The following is a 19443-nucleotide window of genomic DNA, read 5'->3' on the forward strand; positions in this document are numbered from 1 at the left end:
CATGGCGGACAGCGTGTTCAAGGATGGGCTGCTCAAGGGCAAGACGGCGTTCGTCTCCGGCGGCAGCAGCGGCATCAACCTCGGCATCGCCACCGCGTTCGTGAAGGCGGGCGCGAAGGTGGCCATCAACGGCCGCAACGTGGAGAAGCTGGAGGGCGCGGTGAAGGGCCTCCAGGCCCACGGCACCGCCATGGGCGTGGCCGCGGACGTGCGCGACTACGCGTCGGTGGAGAAGGCGCTCCAGCAGGTGAAGGACGCCTACGGTGAGATCGACGTGCTGGTGTGCGGCGCGGCCGGCAACTTCCCCGCGCCCGTGCTGGGCATGTCCTCCAACGGCTTCAAGGCGGTGATGGACATCGACGTGCTGGGCACCTTCAACGTGTCCCGCGCCGCCTTCGAACACCTGCGCAAGCCGGGCGCCGCCGTCATCAACATCTCCGCGCCCCAGGCCTACCTGCCCATGGCCATGCAGGCCCACGTGTGCGCCGCCAAGGCCGGCGTGGACATGCTCACCCGCGTGCTCGCCATCGAGTGGGGCGGCACCGGCGTGCGCGTCAACGCCATCACCCCGGGCCCCATCGAGGGCACGGAGGGCATGAGCCGCCTGGCCCCGTCGGAGGGCGCCCGCCAGAAGCTCGCGGAGGCCCTGCCGCTCCAGCGCTTCGGAAAGCCAGACGACATCGCCCGGCTGGCCCTGTTCCTCGCCTCCGACGCGGCGTCCTACATCACCGGCGCCATCATGGTCTGCGATGGCGGCCAGTCTTTGTTGGGCGGCGCCGCGGTGCTCCAGGCCATCAACGGCTGATTCCAGCCGAGGTGCGTGTCCCGGCCCTGCTTCGCGGGCGCCGGGGGATGTCTGCTAGAAGGCATTGCAACCCCGCGTGGTGCGCACGCCGCGCGCGCGGGGGCTGCTCGCTGGACGGAGACATCCATGTCCCCAAGGATTGCTGTGCTCGCCCGGTGTCTGGGGTTGAGCGTGCTGTGTCTGGGATTGTCACTGGGCTGCACGGAGCCGGGGCTCTCCCCGCAGCCTCCGCCCAGGGGCGTGGTGGACACGGCGGCCTCCACGGTGGTGGTGGACCGGCCCACGGGCGTGCTGGCGGATGGCCAGGACACCGCGGTCGTCACGGTGACGGTGCTGCGCAAGGCGGACGGCTCGCGGCTGTCCGGGCTCTCGGTGTCGGTGACGGTGGAGGGGGAGGGCGCCTCCGTCCTGGAGTCGGAGGCCCTCACCGGCCTCGATGGCGAGGCCCTGGCGCGGGTGACGTCCACGGCGCCGGGCGTGAAGACGGTGAAGGCGTCGGTGACGGATGTGACCGGCGGAAGGATGCCGCTCACCCAGACGGCCACGGTGGAGTTCGCGAGCGTCAGCACCGTGAAGACGCTGGCGTTCCGCTCGGCGCTGCCGGACGGCGTGGCGGGCGTTCCGCTCGCGGGCCTGGTGGTGGAGGTCCAGGACGCCAGCGGCGCGGTGGTGGCGGACAGCACGGCGGAGGTGACGCTGTCGCTGGGCTCCGGCGGCATCGTGTCCCCCGAGGGCCCGCTGACGGTGGCGGCGGTGAACGGCGTCGCGTCCTTTTCGGACGTGGTGCTGAAGCGTGCGGGCGCGGGCTACTCCTTCGTCGCGAACGCCCCGGGCTTCGAGGCCGTCGCCAGCCCCCCCTTCACGGTGGCGCCCGGTGCGCCCTCGGCCCTGGAGTGGAGCACCTGGCTGGAGGCGGTCACCGCGGGCGTGACGCAGGACCTGGAGGTCACGATCCAGGATGCGTACCTCAACACGGTGACAGGCTACACGGGCACGGTGACGCTGACGTCCACGGACGCGGCGGCGACGCTGCCCGCCGCGCACACCTTCACCTCCGTGGACGCGGGCAGGTTCAGGTTCCAGGGCATCACCTTCCGCACGGCCGGTCCCCAGCGCCTGATGATCGGTGACGGGACGGCCGCCATCGCGGCCACGCTGGATGCGAACGTGTCCGCCGCGGCGCCCGCGCGTCTGGTCTTCACGCAGCAGCCGGCCACGCCTGTGTCGACGCGTGCCGCCCTGGGGACCGTGAAGGTGGCGGTCCAGGATGCCTTCGGCAACACGGCGCCGGTGACCTCTCCCTCGGTGACGCTGTCGCTACCTCCAGGCACCTTCACGTTGATGGGAGCGGTGGACGCGGCGCCGGTGGAGGGCATCGCGACCTTCACGGACTTGAGCATCGTGGGGCATGGCATCACGCACCTGGTGGCTTCCGCGCAGGGCCTGCAGGACATGAGCAGCGCGGACGTGGAGGTGAAGGACGACGTGGCGCCCGCGAAGCCGGTGCTGACGCAGACGGGGGCCACGGAGACGGGCCTCACCGTGCAGTGGACGGGCGTGGGGGGTGACGGTGTGCAGGGGCAACTGGCGTCGCAGGAGCTGCGCTACGCGACGTCCGCCATCACCACGGACGCGGCCTTCGAAGAGGCGACGCCGGTGACGGTCGGCGCCCCCGTGCCTCCGGGGACGGAGCAGTCCGCGACCCTCTCCGGGCTCGGGGCGGGCAAGACGTACCACGTGGCGCTGAAGGTGACGGACGCGCACGGCAACTCCGCGCGCTCGGACAGCCTCGCGGTGTCCACGGAGGATCCGCAGGTGACGCAGTTGGCGTTCACGCCGCAGCCGTCGAATGGCAACGCGGGGTCGGCGCTCGCGGACGTGAAGGTGTCACTGCTGGACGCGCGGGGCGACGTCGTCCCCAAGGCCACCACGGTGGTGACGCTGACGCTCACGGGTCAGGCTGGCTTCACGGCGGTGCCGGTGGCGGCGGTGAATGGCGTGGCCACCTTCTCGGGCCTGCGCGTGGACACGGCGGGCACGTACACGTTCACGGCCACGGCGGGCTCGCTGACGCAGGAGAGCCAGTCCTTCACGGTGGGCGCGGGGGCGGCGGCGAAGCTGATGCTCGTGCCCTTCCCGGGCCCGGTCGACGCGGGTGCGTCGAACGACGTGACGGTGTCCGTGACGGATGCCTTTGGCAACCGCCTCCCGGACTACACCGGCACGGTGCGCTTCACGTCCTCGGACGCGCAGGCGGTGCTGCCTCCGGACGTCGTCTTCGCCCTGGCGGACCAGGGCGAGAAGACGGTCTCCGGCTTCGTCTTCAAGACGGCGGGCACGCAGTCGCTCACGGCCACGGACACGGCCACCCCGGCCCTCACCGCGACGGTGAACGCGGAGGTGCGCTCCGTCACGGCCGCGTCGCTTGAAGTCATCGCGAGCGCGGGCCCGTTCGGCGCGGGCCAGTCGCTGAGCTACGAGCTGGTGGCACGTGACGTCTACGGCAACGTGGCGAAGGGCTACGCGTCCACGGTGACCTTCACCTCCTCGGATGCGCAGGCGGTGCTGCCCGGCGCCTATACGTTCACCCTGCTGGACGAGGGCCGGCACACCTTCAGCGTGGAGCTGCGCACCGCCGGAGACCACGACGTCACCGTGGAGGACGTGACGGACACGTCGCTCACGGTCTCGCACACGTACTCCATCATCCCGGCGGCGGTGGGCCAGTTGACCTTCGCCTCCGCGCCCACGACGGGCTCGGTGCGGCAGGCGCTGGCGGACGTGGAGGTCGTGCTGCGGGATGTGTATGGCAACACCGTCAAAGACACCCCGACGGACGTGACGCTGGCGCTCGCGGGTGGCAGCTTCGCCCAGGCCAATCCCACGCACACGACCGTGGACGGCGTGGCGACCTTCGCCGGCCTCGTCGTGAATGACGAAGGCACGTATCGGTTTGAAGCCGACGCGGACACCGTGGCGGTCGCTACGTCCGGGGACCTGCTCATCACCGACGCGGTGGCGCCGGCCGTCGTGCGGAGCTTCAGCGCGACGGTTGTGTCCGGCACCAGCCTCCGCCTGGATTGGGCGGCCCCGGGAGATGACGGCGACCTGGGGACGGCGACGCGCTACGAGCTGCGCTACGCCACGTCCGCCATCACCGACGCGACGTTCGACTCGGCCACGGAGGCGCCGGGCGTGAGCGCGCCCCAGGCTCCGGGCATGGAGGAGACCTTCACCGTCTCCGGCCTGGAGGTGGCGACGACCTACTTCTTCGCGCTGAGGACCTTCGACGGCGCGGGCAACGTCAGCGCGCTCGCCACCGCGAGCGCCAGCACCCCCAGCCCTTGCGACGGCTACGTGTGCACGCCGCCGGCCCCGACGTGCGCGGAGGACGCCAAGACACTGGAGGTGCCCACGTCGGTGTGCGTGGTGCGCGACAGCGTGCCGACCTGCGAGGACGGCGCGGTGGCGCGGCAGGTCTGCCCCGGCGTCTGCCACGCGGGCGCGTGCACTCTGGCGTCGTCGTTCGTGAACGTGGGGGAACTCGTCCTGTCGGAGGTGATGCACTCGCCCTCCGTGGGCACCACGGAGTACCTGGAGCTGACCAACACCAGCACGAAGCTGATGGACCTGAACGGCATGCAGGTGCACATCACGAACAGTCAGGGCTCTTTCTCCGGTTTCTCCGTGCTGTATGGCAAGCCGCTGTTGGTCGAACCCGGCGGGCGGGTGGTGTTCGCGCAGGACGCGAACCCGGCGACGAACGGTGGAGTGCCCGCGAGCTACGCGTATGGCACGAGCGTGCGCATGGACAGCACGGGCACCGTCGCCATCCGGGGGCTGTTTGGCCCACCGGGAAATCCGTCGGTGGACCGCGTCGAATACTGGGAAGGCTTCCCGAACACGCCCGGTCGCGCGATGAGCCTCGCTTCCAGCATCATCGGCGCGCCGGCCAGCGCCCGGTCCCGGTCCTGGTACTGGTGTGACTCCTCCGGCAGCCTCAAGGGCGGCGACCGGGGCACGCCGGGCCAGCCCAATGACGACTGCGGCATGAACGTCCAGCCTCCGGTGGACTTCTGCAACATCGCGTACCCGAAGACTTTTCCGGACTTCCCCAGGTACCCGGCCACCATCACCACCACCGAGACCTACGCCATCCACAGCTCGTTCTCCGACTTCGACGTCACCACCCGGAACCCGACCGGCAATGACTACTCCCCGCGCATCGAGGCGCAGTTGGGGTACGGCGCGGACTCGGCCCATCCGGAGGGCTGGACGTGGCTCAAGGCCGACTTCAACGTGAACTACGCCGTGTCCGCGGGAAGCGTGAACGACCAGATGCGGACCTGGATGAACATCCCCACGCCCGGGACCTACCGCTATGGCTTCCGCTACCGGTTCAAGGACGCGGGCGCGCCGTGGGTGTATTGCGATCAGAACGGCATCACCGTTCCACCCGCCGGCACGTATGGCTCGGTGACGGTGGTGGCGAATGTGAAGCCGCCGCTGACGGACCATGTCGTCATCAGCGAGTTCAATGGAGGGCAGCCCTACCTCAGCGCGGATGAGATCATCGAGCTCTACAACCCGACGCACGCGGACGTGGACCTGTCGGGTTGGGAGGTGGGCTACATGCCCGCCAAGGGGAGCAGCTACACGACCTTCGTCCTCCCGGCCGGGAGCAGGATTCGCGCCCACGGCTTCTTCCTGCTGGGCGGCGCGACCTACACGGGCACGGTCGCCGCGGACGTCAGGTACTCGGTTTTCGACGCAGCGGACTCCTCGACCGGTGGCCACATCCGCCTCCGGAGTCCGGACGGGGCGAGCTTCACCGAGGTGGACCGGCTCGGGTACGGCACCGCCAGCCAGCCCGAGGGCTCCCCCGCTCCGTACTCCGCGGGCAGAAGCCTGATCCGCAAGGCCGTGTCCACCTCGGTCCCCTCGGGGATGGTGTCCGTGCTCGGCTCGGATTACTGGCGGGGGAACGGCTACGACACGAACGACAACGCGACGAACTTCTTGGACGTCCCGGAACGGGAACCCCAGAATTCCGCGAGCCAGGTCGAGTTCTACTGACCGTTCCCAACGGGGATTCCAGTTGAGGTGCAAACCTCCGGCCCTGCTTCGCGAGGGTCGGGGGATGTCTGCTAGAAAGCACTGAAACCCCGTGTGAAGCGCACGAAGCCGCGGGGCTGCTCGCTGGACGGAGACATCCATGTCCCCACGGATCGCTGTGCTCGCCCGCTGTCTGGGGTTGAGCGTGCTGTGTCTGGGCCTGTCGCTCGGCTGTAAAGACTCTGGAACCCCGCCGCAGCCCCCGCCCGAAATCGAGGGCGTGGTGGACACGGCGGCCTCCACGGTGGTGGTGGACCGGCCCACGGGAGTGCTGGCGAACGGCGAGGACGTCGCGGTCGTCACCGTGACGGCGCTGCGCAAGGCGGACGGCTCGCGGCTGTCCGGGCGCTCGGTGTCGCTGACGCTGGAGGGGGAGGGCGTCTCCGTCCAGGAGTCCGCGCTCGTCACCAACATCAACGGCCAGGCGCAGGCGCACGTGACGTCCACGGTGCCGGGCGTGAAGACGGTGAAGGCGTCCGTGAAGGACGACACCGGCAAGATGACGGCGCTCGACGCGACGGCCACGGTGGACTTCGCGGACGTCAGCACCGTGAAGACGCTGGCGTTCCGCTCGGCGCTGCCGGATGCCGTCGCGGGCGAGCCGCTCAAGCTCCTGGTGGTGGAGGTGCGCAACGGCGCTGGCGGGGTGGTGACGGACAGCACGGCGGAGGTGACGCTGTCGCTGGGCTCCGGCGGCATCGTGTTCCCGGAGGGGCAGTTGACGGTGGCCGCGGTGAACGGCGTCGCGACCTTCCCGGACGTGGTGCTGAAGCGCGCGGGCAAGGGCTACTCCTTCATGGCGAGCGCCCCGGGCTTCGAGCCCGTCCCCAGCACCGTCTTCAAGGTGGAGCCCGGTGCGGTGTCCGCGCTGGGGCTGGACCGCCTCCTGGAGACCACCACGGCGGGCACGGCGGAGTCCCTGGAGGTCACGCTCTCGGACATGTACGCCAACACGGTGACGACCTACACGGGCACGGTGACGCTGACGTCCACGGACGCGGCCGCGACGCTGCCCTCCCACACGTTCACCGCCGTGGACGCGGGCCGGTTCAAGTTCCAGGACATCACCTTCCGCACCGCCGGGCCGCGGTTCCTGACGATTGCGGACAGCGCAGGGGCCTTCTCCTTCGAGTCCAGGGTGCTCGTGTCCGCCGCGACGCCCTCGAAGCTGGTGTTCACGCAGCAGCCCGCCTCGCGCGTGTCGACGCGCGCCTCCCTGGGGACCGTGAAGGTCGCGGTCCAGGACGCCTTCGGAAACCCAGCGTCGGCGACCGGGCTGGCGGTGAATCTGTCGCTGCCGGCGGGGGCCTTCACGCTCGCGGGGCCCGTGATCGCGGCGCCGGTGGAGGGTGTCGCGACCTTCACGGACTTGAGCATCGCGGGGCATGGCACCACGCACCTGGTGGCGTCCGCGCAGGGCGTGCAGGACGTGAGCAGCGCGGACGTGGAGGTGGTGGACGACGTGGCGCCCGCGAAGCCGGTGCTGACGCAGACGGGGGCCACGGAGACGGGCCTCACCGTGCAATGGACGGGCGTGGGGGATGACGGTGTGCAGGGGCAGGTGGCGTCGCAGGAGCTGCGCTACGCGACGTCCGCCATCACCACGGACGCGGCCTTCGAAGCGGCGACGCCGGTGACGGTCGGCGCCCCGGTGCCTCCGGGGACGGAGCAGTCCGCGACCCTCTCCGGGCTCGCGGCCGGGAAGACGTACCACGTGGCGCTCAAGGTGACGGACGCGCACGGCAACTCCGCGCGCTCGGACAGCCTCGCGGTGTCCACTTCGGACCCGCAGGTGACGCAGTTGGCGTTCACGCTGCAACCGTCGAATGGCACGGCGGGCTCCCCGCTCGCGGACGTGAAGGTGTCACTGCTGGACGCGCGAGGCGACGTCGTCTCCACGGCCACCACGGTGGTGACGCTGACGCTCACCGGTCAGGCTGGCTTCACGGCGGTGCCAGTGGCGGCGGTGAATGGTGTAGCGACCTTCTCGGGCCTGCGCGTGGACACGGCGGGCACGTTCACCTTCACGGTCACGGCGGGCTCGCTGACGCAGGAGAGCCAGTCCTTCACGGTGGGCGCGGGGGCGGCGGCGAAGCTGATGCTCGTGCCCTTCCCGGGCCCGGTCGACGCGGGTGCGTCGAACGACGTGACGGTGTCCGTGACGGATGCCTTTGGCAACCGCCTCCCGGACTACACCGGCACGGTGCGCTTCACGTCCTCGGACGCGCAGGCGGTGCTGCCTCCGGACGTCGTCTTCGCCCTGGCGGACCAGGGCGAGAAGACGGTCTCCGGCTTCGTCTTCAAGACGGCGGGCACGCAGTCGCTCACGGCCACGGACACGGCCACCCCGGCCCTCACCGCGACGGTGAACGCGGAGGTGCGCTCCGTCACGGCCGCGTCGCTTGAAGTCATCGCGAGCGCGGGCCCGTTCGGCGCGGGCCAGTCGCTGAGCTACGAGCTGGTGGCACGTGACGTCTACGGCAACGTGGCGAAGGGCTACGCGTCCACGGTGACCTTCACCTCCTCGGATGCGCAGGCGGTGCTGCCCGGCGCCTATACGTTCACCCTGCTGGACGAGGGCCGGCACACCTTCAGCGTGGAGCTGCGCACCGCCGGAGACCACGACGTCACCGTGGAGGACGTGACGGACACGTCGCTCACGGTCTCGCACACGTACTCCATCATCCCGGCGGCGGTGGGCCAGTTGACCTTCGCCTCCGCGCCCACGACGGGCTCGGTGCGGCAGGCGCTGGCGGACATCGAGGTCGCGGTGAAGGACGCCTACGGCAACACCCTCACCAACGCGTCGGCGGATGTGCAGTTGGCGCTGGTGGGTGGCGGCTTCGCCCAGGGCATCCCCACGCGCACCACCGTGAGCGGTGTGGCCACCTTCGGCGAGCTCAGCATCAACGACGAAGGCACGTACCAGCTCCAGGCGAGCGCGGACGACTTCCAGACCCTCACGTCGGCGGACCTGATCATCTCCGACGCACAGGCGCCGTCCGCCGCCGCGAGCTTCAGCGCGACGGGGGTGTCTGGCGACAGCATCCGCCTGGACTGGCAGGCCCCGGGTGACGACGGCGTGCTGGGCACGGCCTCGCGCTACGAGCTGCGCTACGCCACGTCCGCCATCACCGACGCCACCTTCGGCGCGGCCACGCTCGTGACGGGCATGAGCACGCCCCAGACGGCGGGCACGGCGGAGTCCTTCACCGTCACCGGCCTGACGGCGGCCACGACGTACCACTTCGCGCTCCGGACGTTCGACGGCGCGGACAACGCCAGCGCGCTCGCCACCGCGAGCACCGCCACCACCAGCCCGTGCGACGGCTACGTGTGCACGCCGCCCGCGCCCCAGTGCGCGGAGGACGGTTACTCGCGCGAGGTCTACTCGTCGGTGTGCGTGGTGCAGAACGGCGCGCCGACCTGCGTGGCCGGCGACTCGACGCTCGAGACCTGCACCGGCGCGGACGCGGTCTGCTACGCGGGCGCGTGCACCAGCGCGCCGCACCCGGGCGCGGGCGAGCTGGTCATCTCGGAGGTGATGCACTCGCCCTCCGCGGGCACCACCGAGTACCTGGAGCTGACCAACACCACGTCGCATCTGCTGGACGCGCAGGGCCTGACGGTGACCCTGGTCAACAGCGCGGGGACGGAGACGTCCTTCACGGTGAACCACAACCCCACGCTGCTGGTGCCCCCCGGCGGCCGGACGGTGCTCGCGCAGGACGCGAACTACACGCGCAACGGTGGCGTGTCGGCGAACACCGACTATGGCATCGACAAGTTCATGGACAGCACGGGCTCCATCACGCTCAAGCAGGGCGCGGTGACGGTGGACAGCCTCACGTACACGAACGCGTTCCCCCAGACGACGGGCCGGGCCATGAGCCTCGCGTCCAGCATCATCGGGACGAAGGGCAGCGCCCAGGCCTGGTACTGGTGTGACTCCACCGGCAGCCTGTCCGGCGGGGACCGGGGCACGCCGCTCCAGGCCAACGACGACTGCGGCCTGAACGTGGAGAAGCCGCTGAACTACTGCGCCATCCAGTACCCGAAGACGTTCCCGTCGCCGGACAACGCCTACCCGGCGGTCATCGCCCCCAACGCCAGCTACGACATCTACAGCCAGTTCTACAGCTACGACGTCACGCAGCGGAACACGCAGGGCAACGACTTCTACCCGCTCATCGAGGCGCAGTTGGGCTACGGCACGGACGCCGCCAACCCGGCGGGCTGGACGTGGACGGCGGCGGACTTCAACGCGGGCTTCACCACGCCGAACTCCAACAACGACGAGATGAAGGCGGTCCTCCAGATTCCCACGGCCGGCACGTACCGCTACGGCTTCCGCTACCGCTTCAAGGGCGAGCCGTGGGTGTACTGCGACCAGTCCGGCAAGGTGGATCCTCCCGCGGGCACCTGGGGCTCGGTGACGGTCGTCAAGACACCGCTGACGAACCACGTGGTCATCAGCGAGGTCAGCGGCGGCAACGGCACGGGCACGGCCGCGACGGACGAGTTCGTCGAGCTCTACAACCCGACGAACTCGGACGTGGACCTGTCCAACTGGCAGCTCAGCTACAAGTCCGCCACCGGGACCGCCTGGAGTGGGACCGTCACCATTCCCGCCGGAAAGGTCATCCGCGCCCACGGCTACTTCCTGCTGGGCGGGGCGAACTACAGCGGCACGGGCACGCTGGCCAAGGACCTCGGCTACACCTTCGATGCGTCGGCCTCCACGACCGCCGGTGGCCACGTCCGCATCCAGCAACTCGTGGGGGGGACCTACGTGGACGTGGACAAGCTGGGATGGGGCGCCGGGAATTCCCCCGAGGGCACCGCCGCCCCTTCGCACCCGGCGGTGGGCGGCAGCCTCGAGCGCAAGGCCGTGGCCTCCTCCACCTCCACCACCATGGGCACGACCGGCGCGGACGCCCTTCGTGGCAATGGGCAGGACACGGACAACAACGGCCAGGACTTCGTGACCCGCGCCGTCCGGGAGCCGCAGACCTCGCAGAGCCCGCTCGAGTTCTACTGACGCCTCCGCCTCACCCTTGAGAAGTCCCAGGAAGGCCGCCTCCGGCACTCACGCCGGGGCGGCCTTCCGCCTTCGGGCACCGCCCGCCCGTCCGCCGCCCGACGGACGGGGCGGGGGAGGGCGTCCACTGCCCGGCAACCGTCCGCGCCGGGCCACTCGGATGCTGCCAGGGAGGACGGGGCGCATTAGCTTTGAGCCCTTTCCCGCACACCCACGGCTTGAGAGGAGCCCATCCCGTGTCCGAGCCCCTGGTCCCCGACGCCGCCCGCCATGTCACCTGCCCGCCGGAGGAGTTCCGCCGCGCGAGCGAGGAGGCCCTGTCCAAGGCCCGCGACGGCATCGCGCGACTGAAGACGCTGCCCGCCTCCACGCCCCCCAGGGAGGTCCTGGAGCTGTTCGACGAGTCCTCGGCCGCGCTGGATGACGCCGCCGCGCGCGCCAGCGTCGTGCGCCACACGCACCCGGAGGCCGCCCTGCGCGAGGCCGCGGAGGCCTCCGAGCAGGCCATCGAGAACCTGGCCAACGACATCCGCATGGACCGGGGCGTCTACGACGTCCTGGCGCGCGTGGACCTGTCCCAGGAGGACGCCGCCACGCGCAAGTGGATGGAGAAGGTGCTGCGCGACTTCCGCCGCGCCGGCGTGGACCGCGACGACGCCACCCGCGCGAAGGTGAAGGCGCTCCAGGAGGAGCTGGTCCGCATTGGCCAGGAGTTCAGCCGCAACATCAGCCAGGACACCCGCAAGGTGTCCCTGCCCCCGGCCGCGCTGGACGGCCTGCCGGAGGACTACGTGCGCGCGCACGCCCCCGGCGAGGACGGCCAGGTGCGCATCTCCACGGACTACCCGGACCTGGTGCCCTTCCTCACCTACGCGCGCGACGGCAAGGCCCGCGAAGCGCTCTGGCGCGCCAACCGCCAGCGCGGCTACCCCTCCAACGTGGACGTGCTCCAGAAGCTGGTCCAGAAGCGCCACGAGCTGGCCACGCTGCTGGGCTACCCGCACTGGGCCGCCTACGCCACCGAGGACAAGATGGTGCGCACCGCGGACGCCGCGGGCACCTTCATCCGGAAGATCGCCGACGCGTCGGAGGAGCGCATGAAGCGCGACTACGCCGTGCTCCTGGAGCGCAAGCGCAAGGACGACCCGGCCGCCGACAAGGTGAACCCGTGGGACTCCGGCTACCTGGATGACCGCGTGAAGGCGGAGCAGTACGCCTTCGACTCGCAGACGGTGCGCCCCTACTTCGAATACACGCGCGTGAAGCAGGGCGTGCTGGACCTCACGGCGCGCCTCTTCGGCGTCACCTACCGCCCCGTGAAGGACGTGCCGGTGTGGCACCCGGACGTGGAGGTCTACGACGTCCACGAAGGCCAGACGCTCAAGGGCCGCTTCTTCCTGGACATGCACCCGCGCGCGGACAAGTACAAGCACGCGGCCCAGTTCACGCTGACGAGCGGCAAGTCCGGCCGGCGGCTGCCGGAAGGCGCGCTCATCTGCAACTTCCCCAAGCCCGGCGCGGAGCCCGCGCTCATGCAGCACGGCGACGTGGAGACGTTCTTCCACGAGTTCGGCCACCTCCTGCACCACATCTTCGGCGGCCACACGAAGTGGGCGGGCCTGTCCGGCGTGCGCACGGAGTGGGACTTCGTGGAGGCCCCGTCGCAGATGCTGGAGGAGTGGGGGCGCGACGTGACGTGCCTGCAGACCTTCGCGAAGCACTACCAGACGGGCGAGGCGCTGCCCGCGGAGCTGGTGGAGCGCATGCTCGCCGCGGACGAGTTCGGCAAGGGGCTCTTCGTGCGCCAGCAGATGTTCTACGCGGCGCTCAGCCTGGAGCTGTACCGGCGCGACCCGAAGGACCTGGACGCCACCGCGCTCGTGCGTGAGCTGCAGGGCCAGTACATCCCCTTCCCGTACCTGGAGGGCACGTACTTCCACCTCACCTTCGGGCACCTGGACGGGTACTCGTCCAACTACTACACGTACATGTGGTCGTTGGTCATCGCGAAGGACCTCTTCACGGTGTTCCAGACGAAGGGCCTGCTCAACCCCGAGCCCGCGCAGGCCTACCGCCGCGCGGTGCTGGAGCCGGGCGGCTCCGACGACGCCGCCCGCCTGGTGCGCCACTTCCTCGGCCGCGACTACGACTTCCGCGCGTACGAGGCCTGGCTCAACAAGGCCGCCTGAGCGGCGGACGGCACGGCGGCCCCGGGGAACCGGAGCCGCCGGTGCTCGAGCGTCACGTCACTCCACGGTCGTCTGCTGCACCTTCCAGATCTCCTCCGCGTACTGCTTGATGGTGCGGTCGGAGGAGAAGATGCCCGCGCGGGCGACGTTGATGATGCACTTCTTCGTCCAGGACTCGGCGTCCTTGTAGGCGCGCGCCACGTCCTCCTGCTTCGCCGCGTAGGACGCGAAGTCCGCCAGCACCAGGTAGCGGTCCTCGTTGAGCAGGCTGTCCACCAGCGGCTGGAAGAGGTTGCGGTCCTCCGGCGAGAAGAAGCCGGAGCGGATGAGGTCCAGCGCCTCGCGCAGCTCCGTGTTGGACTCGTACACCTCGCGCGGCCGGTAGCCGGCCTTCTTGCGCGCGATGACCTCATCCGCCGTGAGCCCGAAGAGGAAGAAGTTCTCGTCGCCCACCGCGTCGCGGATCTCCACGTTGGCGCCGTCCAGCGTGCCCAGCGTCAGCGCGCCGTTGAGCATCAGCTTCATGTTGCCCGTGCCGGAGGCCTCCCAGCCCGCCGTCGAAATCTGCTCGGACACGTCCGCCGCGGGGATGATGCGCTCCGCCAGGCTCACCCGGTAGTTGGGCAGGAACACCACCTGCAACCCCGTGGCGCCCGCGTCGCTGTTGACCACCTCCGCGATGCCGTTGATGAGCCGGATGGTCAGCTTCGCCAGGTGGTAGCCCGGCGCCGCCTTCGCGCCGAAGAGGAACGCGCGCGGCGTGATGACGCTGGACGGGTCCCGGCGCGCCTTCATCCACAGCGCCACGATGTGGATGGCGTCCAGGAGCTGCCGCTTGTACTCGTGCAGGCGCTTGATCTGCACGTCGAAGATGGCGTCCGGGTTGAGCTGCACCCAGCGCAGGTCCCTCACGTGCTGGGCCAGCTCCTCCTTGTTGGCGCGCTTCACCTCGCGGAAGGCCTTGCGGAACTCCGGGTCCTCCGCGTGCGGCTCCAGCTTCTGGAGCAGGTCCAGGTCCGTGGTCCAGCCCTCGCCAATCCGGCTGGTGATCAGCTTGGACAGGCGCGGGTTGCACCACGCCAGCCACCGGCGCGGCGTCACGCCGTTGGTCTTGTTGTTGAAGCGCTCCGGGTACATCTGCGCGAAGTCCGGCAGCACGTCGCGGCGCAAGAGGTCCGTGTGCAGCGCGGCCACGCCGTTGATGCTGTGGCTGCCCACCACGGCCAGGTGGGCCATGCGGATCTTCTTCTCCGGGCCCTCCTCCACCAGGCTCATCCGCTGCTGCTTCTCCACGTCGAACGGGTAGCGGATCTGCACCTGGCGCATGAAGCGCTGGTTGATCTCGAAGATGATTTCCAGGTGGCGGGGCAGGAGCCGCTCGAACAGCGACACCGGCCAGCGCTCCATGGCCTCCGCCAGGAGCGTGTGGTTGGTGTAGCCGAACGTCTCCTGGGTGATGGACCAGGCCTCGTCCCAGAGCAGGCGCTTCTCGTCCACCAGCACGCGCATCAGCTCCGCCACGCCAATGGCCGGGTGCGTGTCATTGAGCTGGATGGCGCACTTCCTGGAGAAGTCCCGGAAGTCGTTGTGGTTCTTCAGGTAGCGCCGGACGATGTCCGCGATGGAGCACGCCACGAAGAAGTACTGCTGCTTGAGGCGCAGCTCCTTGCCGGCCTGGAACGCGTCGTTGGGGTAGAGGACCTTGGAGATGACCTCCGAGTCGTTCTTCTCCACCACGGAGCGCTCGTAGTCACCGGCGTTGAACAGCAGCAGGTCGAACTCCGCGCTCGCGCGCGCCTGCCACAGCCGCAGCGTGTTGACGGTGTTGTTGCCGTAGCCCGCGATGGGCGTGTCGTACGGCACGCCAATCACCGTCTTGCCGCCCACCCAGCGCGCCACCGGCCGGCCATCCGGACCCTGGTGGTGCTCCACGCGCCCGAAGAAGCGCACCGGCACCGCCTTCTCCGGCCGGACGATCTCCCACGGGTTGCCGAACTTCAGCCACTCGTCCGCGCGCTCCACCTGGTGTCCCTCCACCAGGTCCTGGGAGAAGATGCCGAACTCGTAGCGGATGCCGTAGCCCATGCCCGGGTAGCCCAGGGTGGCCAGCGAATCCAGGAAGCACGCCGCCAGCCGGCCCAGGCCGCCGTTGCCCAGGCCCGCGTCCGGCTCCATCTCCAGCAACTGGCCCAGGTCCACGCCGACTTCCTGCATGGCGGCGGCGGCGGCCTCGTACATGTTGAGGTTGAGCAGGTTGTTGCCCAGCGCGCGGCCCAGCAGGTACTCCGCGGACAGGTAATAGGCGCGCTTGACGTCCTGCTCGTAGTAGGTGCGCGCCGTCTTCACCCAGCGGTCCGTGAGGCGGTCGCGCACGGCCAGCGACAGCGCCATGAAGCGGTCATGCGGGGTGGCCGTCTCCGGGTTCTTGCCGCGCGAATAGCGCACGTGTTCGAAGAAGCCGCGACGGACGCTGGCCGCGTCGAGCCCGGTGCGGCCGCTGTCTTCGGGGGTTCCCGAGGCGGAGGGCGGGGGCGAAGCGGGGCGCGCGGAGGCGGGAGGAGCCATAAGTCGGTCGTCTCGAGGGTCGCGAAGGGGTGGAGGCACTGCGCGAGCGCCCGCGCTTTTGACGCGGGACGCCCATGACGGAAGGCTACCGTGTCACGCCAGCCCAGGGCAGGGGAAACCCACGTCCCCCGCCCGGGGTCGGCCGCTTCCTCCGCCAGGGAGGGAAGGTGCCCGGGGACCCGCGTGACGCGGCGCGGCCCCAGGGTGCGCGATGGCAAGCACCTCCCCCGCGGGGGTGGGCCGGAAGCGAGCGGAAGTGGAGTACAAAGCTCGCGAATGTCCCGCCCCCTGGATGACCTGGAAGCGCGCATCGCCCTCACCCGGCCCGGGGACACCGTGCGGGGCTTGAGCTTCGCGGCGGTGCTGCGGCTCGTGCACCAGCGGTTGGGGCGTGACGCCGCGGAGCGCCTGCGCGCGCCGCTCATGCAGCGCAGCCCGGTGGACTTCTTCTCCTACCCGGCGGTGGACTTCCTGCGGCTGCTCGCCTTCGCGTCGGAGGCGCTCCAGCCGGAGTACGGCACACGTGACGCGGCCCTGCGGGCGTGCGGGGAGGCCATCGTCGGGACCTTCTTCGAGTCCACGGTGGGGCAGACGCTCCTGCGCCTCACCTCCAGCGGCGCCGACCCCAAGCGCCTCTACAGCAACGCGCCCGCGTCGTACTCCACCGCGGTGAGCTACGGGCAGCGCGAGTACCAGGCCCTGGGCGACAAGCGCGTGCGGCTCGTCTTCAAGGGGGACCTGCTGCCCGTGGAGGTCCACGAGGGCATCCTCGGCGGGCCCCTCCACGCGCTCCACCGCGAGGGCAGCGTGCGGGGCACCGAGCGGTGCCTGGGCGACTCCGAGTTCATCATCGAATGGACCTGAGACAAGCGACGGGCCCCGCTCCACCGTGAAGGGGAGGGGGCCCGGGGCTTTCGGCGCGAGGCGGCCTGGGGCTACTTCGTGGCGGTGGGCGCCGGGCCCGCCTTGCCGGCGACGGCGGCCACGGACACGGCGTCAAGCTGCTGGGCCATGTCCTGCGCCTTGGCGAGGAAGTCCGCCGTCAGCTCCTTGGGCAGCGGATCCGCGCGGGGGAACTTCTGGGTGAGCGGGTTGGCGTAGGCGCCGTTGCGCTTCAGGCCGAAGTGCAGGTGCGGGCCGGTGGAGCGGCCGGTGTTGCCGGAGTAGGCAATCACCTGCTTCTGCCGCACGCGCTGGCCGGCGCGCACGCCGTCGCCGAAGCGCGACAGGTGCATGTACTGCGTCTCCATGCCGTTGGCGTGGCGCAGCACCACCATGTTGCCGGCCGCGCCCGCGTTGCCCGCGGACACGACGGTGCCGTCCGCCACGGCCCACACCGGGGTGCCAATGGGCGTGCCGTAGTCCACGCCGTTGTGGTTCTTCACGTACTGGAGCACCGGGTGGAAGCGCGACCCGAAGCTGCTGGTGACGTGCGCGTACTTCAGCGGGCTCTTGAGGAAGGTCTTCTTCGCGCTGGCGCCGTCCTCCTGGAAGAAGTTGGCCTCGCCGTTGGGCAGCACGTAGCGGAACACGCGCTTGTTGCCCACCAGCCCGCCCTCGTACGTGGCCGCCAGCACCTCGCCGTAGCGCAGCACGCGGCCCTTGGAGACGAACTTCTCCACCAGTGCCTTGGCCCGGTCGCCCTTGCGCACGTCGCGGTAGAAGTCGATGTCCCACGCGAACACGTCCGACAGCACCAGGCCGATGGACGGGTCCTCACCCGCCGCGAGCGTCGCCTCGTACAGGGACGAGTTGATCTCCAGCGACACCAGCGACACCTGCTTCTCCACCTCGATGGAGCGCTTGCTGCCGACGTACTTCTCCCCGTCGCGGCGCACCTGCCACTCGTCCACGGTGCTCTGGCGGTAGTCGAAGAAGTCCAGCTCGCCGTTCTTCATCACCAGGCGGAACTGGTCCCCCACGCGCGACTTGCGGAAGTCGAACACGCCCTCCAGCGCGGAGATGACCGCCGTCACCTGCTCGTCGGGCAGTTGCGTGTCGTGCAGCGCGCCCGCCAGCGTCTGGCGCGGCTCGATGCGGCGGTTCTTGATTTCGAACTGGGTGGCGGCTTCGGACGTCGAAGCCACCCCGAGGGCGGCGAGGCAGAGGAGGGAAGCGGTCTTCATGGGGGGCGATACAGGAGTGTAGAGGACTGTTGGTCCTCCGCCCAAATCCTGACCGCACTTCCGCAGCCTGCCTGCCTGCTTGGGACTTCCGGCCTTACAGCTCCACTTTCTTTTCCGAGTGGTGCTGCCCGTCGTAGCGCAGCAGGGTCCCCTTGCCGTCGTAGCGGGTGATGATGTTCACCGGGCGCCGCCACAGGGACTGGAGGTTGCGCAGCGTCTCGCGCGCGTAGTCGCCCTTCAGGTCCTGCCCGTCATGCTTGTGCGCGAGCAGCAGCTCCGAGCGGTTCTCGTAGTTGCCGTCCACCACCTCGATGATGGGCTGCCCGAAGTTGGTGAGCGACGTGAGCAGCTTGTTCTTCACCTTGCGGAACTCGCGGTCCAGAATCTCCCACGAGTTGCGCTTGTCGTTGAAGCCGTAGACGAAGAGCTTCTGCTGCTGGGCGAACTCGGCGGTGAGGAACGTGTCGATGAAGGTGATGTCGTTGTAGTGCTTGCGCACCTCGAAGATCTTCTCGCGCCCCGCGCCCAGCTTCTTGTCCCAGGCCTGGCGCGCGCGAAGGTCATCGCACTCGTCCCACTCCTTGCCGAACTTGCCCTTGTTCCACCGGTCCTCAATGTCCCGCCACAGCTCGATGCCCAGCTTGTACGGGTTGATGGCGCCGGGGCGCACGCCCATGGTGCCGGAGTGGTGGTCCGCGTAGTCGATGATCTCATCGTCCTTCAGCGCCCGGCGGGTCATGATGGTGGAGTGCCAGTAGCTGGCCCACCCCTCGTTCATGATCTTCGTCTGGCCCTGGGGCGCGAAGTAGTACGCCTCGTCGCGCAGGATGGAGAGGATGTCCACCTCCCACGGCTCCAGCGGCGCGTGCTCCAGGAGGAAGTAGAGCACGTCGCGCTGCGGGCGCTCCGGGAAGCGCTTGCGCTGCTGCTTCTCGTCCTCCGCGCGCTTGCGCTGTGAGTCCATGAACTCGGAGGGGTTGATGAAGCCGCGCATGTACTCGCGGTTCACCTTGAAGCCCTCCACGCGCTCGTTGGACTTGGCTTCCTCTTCCGCGCGCTGCGGGTCCGGGTTGCGCCGGATGTGCGGCGCGTGCTGGTCGATGAGGTTCTCCAGCGACAGCGTCCGGTCGATGAAGTCCTCCACCTTCTCCACGCCAATCTTGTCCACCCACCGCCGGACGCGGGTGGCGTGGTTGGCCATGTCGTCAATCATCCGGCGGTTGGTGTGCCGGAAGGAGAAGTTGTTCTTGAAGAAGTCGCAGTGACCGTAGACGTGGGCCATCACCAGCTTCTGGTCCACCTCCGGGTTGCTCTCCATCAAGTAGGCGTAGCAGGGGTCGTTGTTGATGACGAGCTCGTAGATTTTGGAGAGCCCGTACTCGTACCCCTTCGCCAACTGCTCGTACTCCATGCCCCAGCGCCAGTGGGGGTAGCGGGTGGGGAAGCCGCCGTAGGCGGCCACCATGTTCATCTCGTCGTAGGACACCATCTCGAAGACGGTGTCGAAGAAGTCCAGGCCGAACTCCTTGGCGTAGCCGTGGATTTCATCCCGCAGCGCTGCGAGTCGCGGTGTGAGGCTCTTGGGCATGGGGCGGTGGCTCC

The 19443-nt window shown here is 69.6% G+C and carries 8 protein-coding genes; 5 read left to right on the forward strand and 3 right to left on the reverse strand.

Going from position 1 to position 19443, the window contains the following annotated elements:
• Window position 1 precedes the first annotated feature (1 nt).
• From K8612_RS01090 to K8612_RS01105, 4 genes are all read left to right on the forward strand, one after another.
• Window positions 2–805, forward strand: coding sequence for an SDR family oxidoreductase (locus K8612_RS01090; RefSeq protein WP_014399131.1), 804 nt, complete (start codon window positions 2–4; stop codon window positions 803–805).
• 126 nt (window positions 806–931) lie between these two features.
• A complete protein-coding gene (locus K8612_RS01095; protein ID WP_223760969.1) occupies window positions 932–5881 on the forward strand; it encodes a lamin tail domain-containing protein in 4950 nt (1649 codons plus the stop codon).
• 139 nt (window positions 5882–6020) lie between these two features.
• The gene (locus K8612_RS01100; RefSeq protein WP_223760970.1) at window positions 6021–10961 is read left to right on the forward strand and encodes a lamin tail domain-containing protein; all 4941 of its coding nucleotides are present in this window, start codon (window positions 6021–6023) and stop codon (window positions 10959–10961) included.
• A 236-nt stretch (window positions 10962–11197) separates the two neighbouring features.
• Window positions 11198–13150, forward strand: a complete 1953-nt coding sequence (locus K8612_RS01105; protein WP_223760971.1) for a M3 family metallopeptidase — start codon at window positions 11198–11200, stop codon at window positions 13148–13150.
• A 57-nt stretch (window positions 13151–13207) separates the two neighbouring features.
• Here K8612_RS01105 and K8612_RS01110 read toward each other — a convergent pair whose 3' ends face one another.
• Window positions 13208–15715, reverse strand: coding sequence for a glycogen/starch/alpha-glucan phosphorylase (locus tag K8612_RS01110; protein ID WP_223760972.1), 2508 nt, complete (start codon window positions 15713–15715; stop codon window positions 13208–13210).
• Between the two features lie 276 nt (window positions 15716–15991).
• Here K8612_RS01110 and K8612_RS01115 point away from each other — a divergent pair, with 276 nt between their 5' ends.
• Window positions 15992–16579, forward strand: a complete 588-nt coding sequence (locus tag K8612_RS01115; protein ID WP_223760973.1) for a DUF2378 family protein — start codon at window positions 15992–15994, stop codon at window positions 16577–16579.
• Window positions 16580–16650: 71 nt separating this feature from the next.
• On the opposite strand, the gene K8612_RS01120 is transcribed toward K8612_RS01115, so the two are convergent.
• Both K8612_RS01120 and K8612_RS01125 read right to left on the reverse strand, forming a co-directional pair.
• Window positions 16651–17841: a peptidoglycan DD-metalloendopeptidase family protein gene (locus tag K8612_RS01120; RefSeq protein ID WP_223760974.1), complete on the reverse strand. Its 1191-nt coding sequence runs from the start codon at window positions 17839–17841 to the stop codon at window positions 16651–16653.
• A 94-nt stretch (window positions 17842–17935) separates the two neighbouring features.
• A complete protein-coding gene (locus K8612_RS01125) occupies window positions 17936–19429 on the reverse strand; it encodes a SpoVR family protein (RefSeq protein WP_223740056.1) in 1494 nt (497 codons plus the stop codon).
• Window positions 19430–19443 lie beyond the last annotated feature (14 nt).

The organism is Corallococcus sp. AS-1-6 (assembly GCF_020037015.1).
Classification (GTDB): Bacteria; Myxococcota; Myxococcia; order Myxococcales; family Myxococcaceae; genus Corallococcus.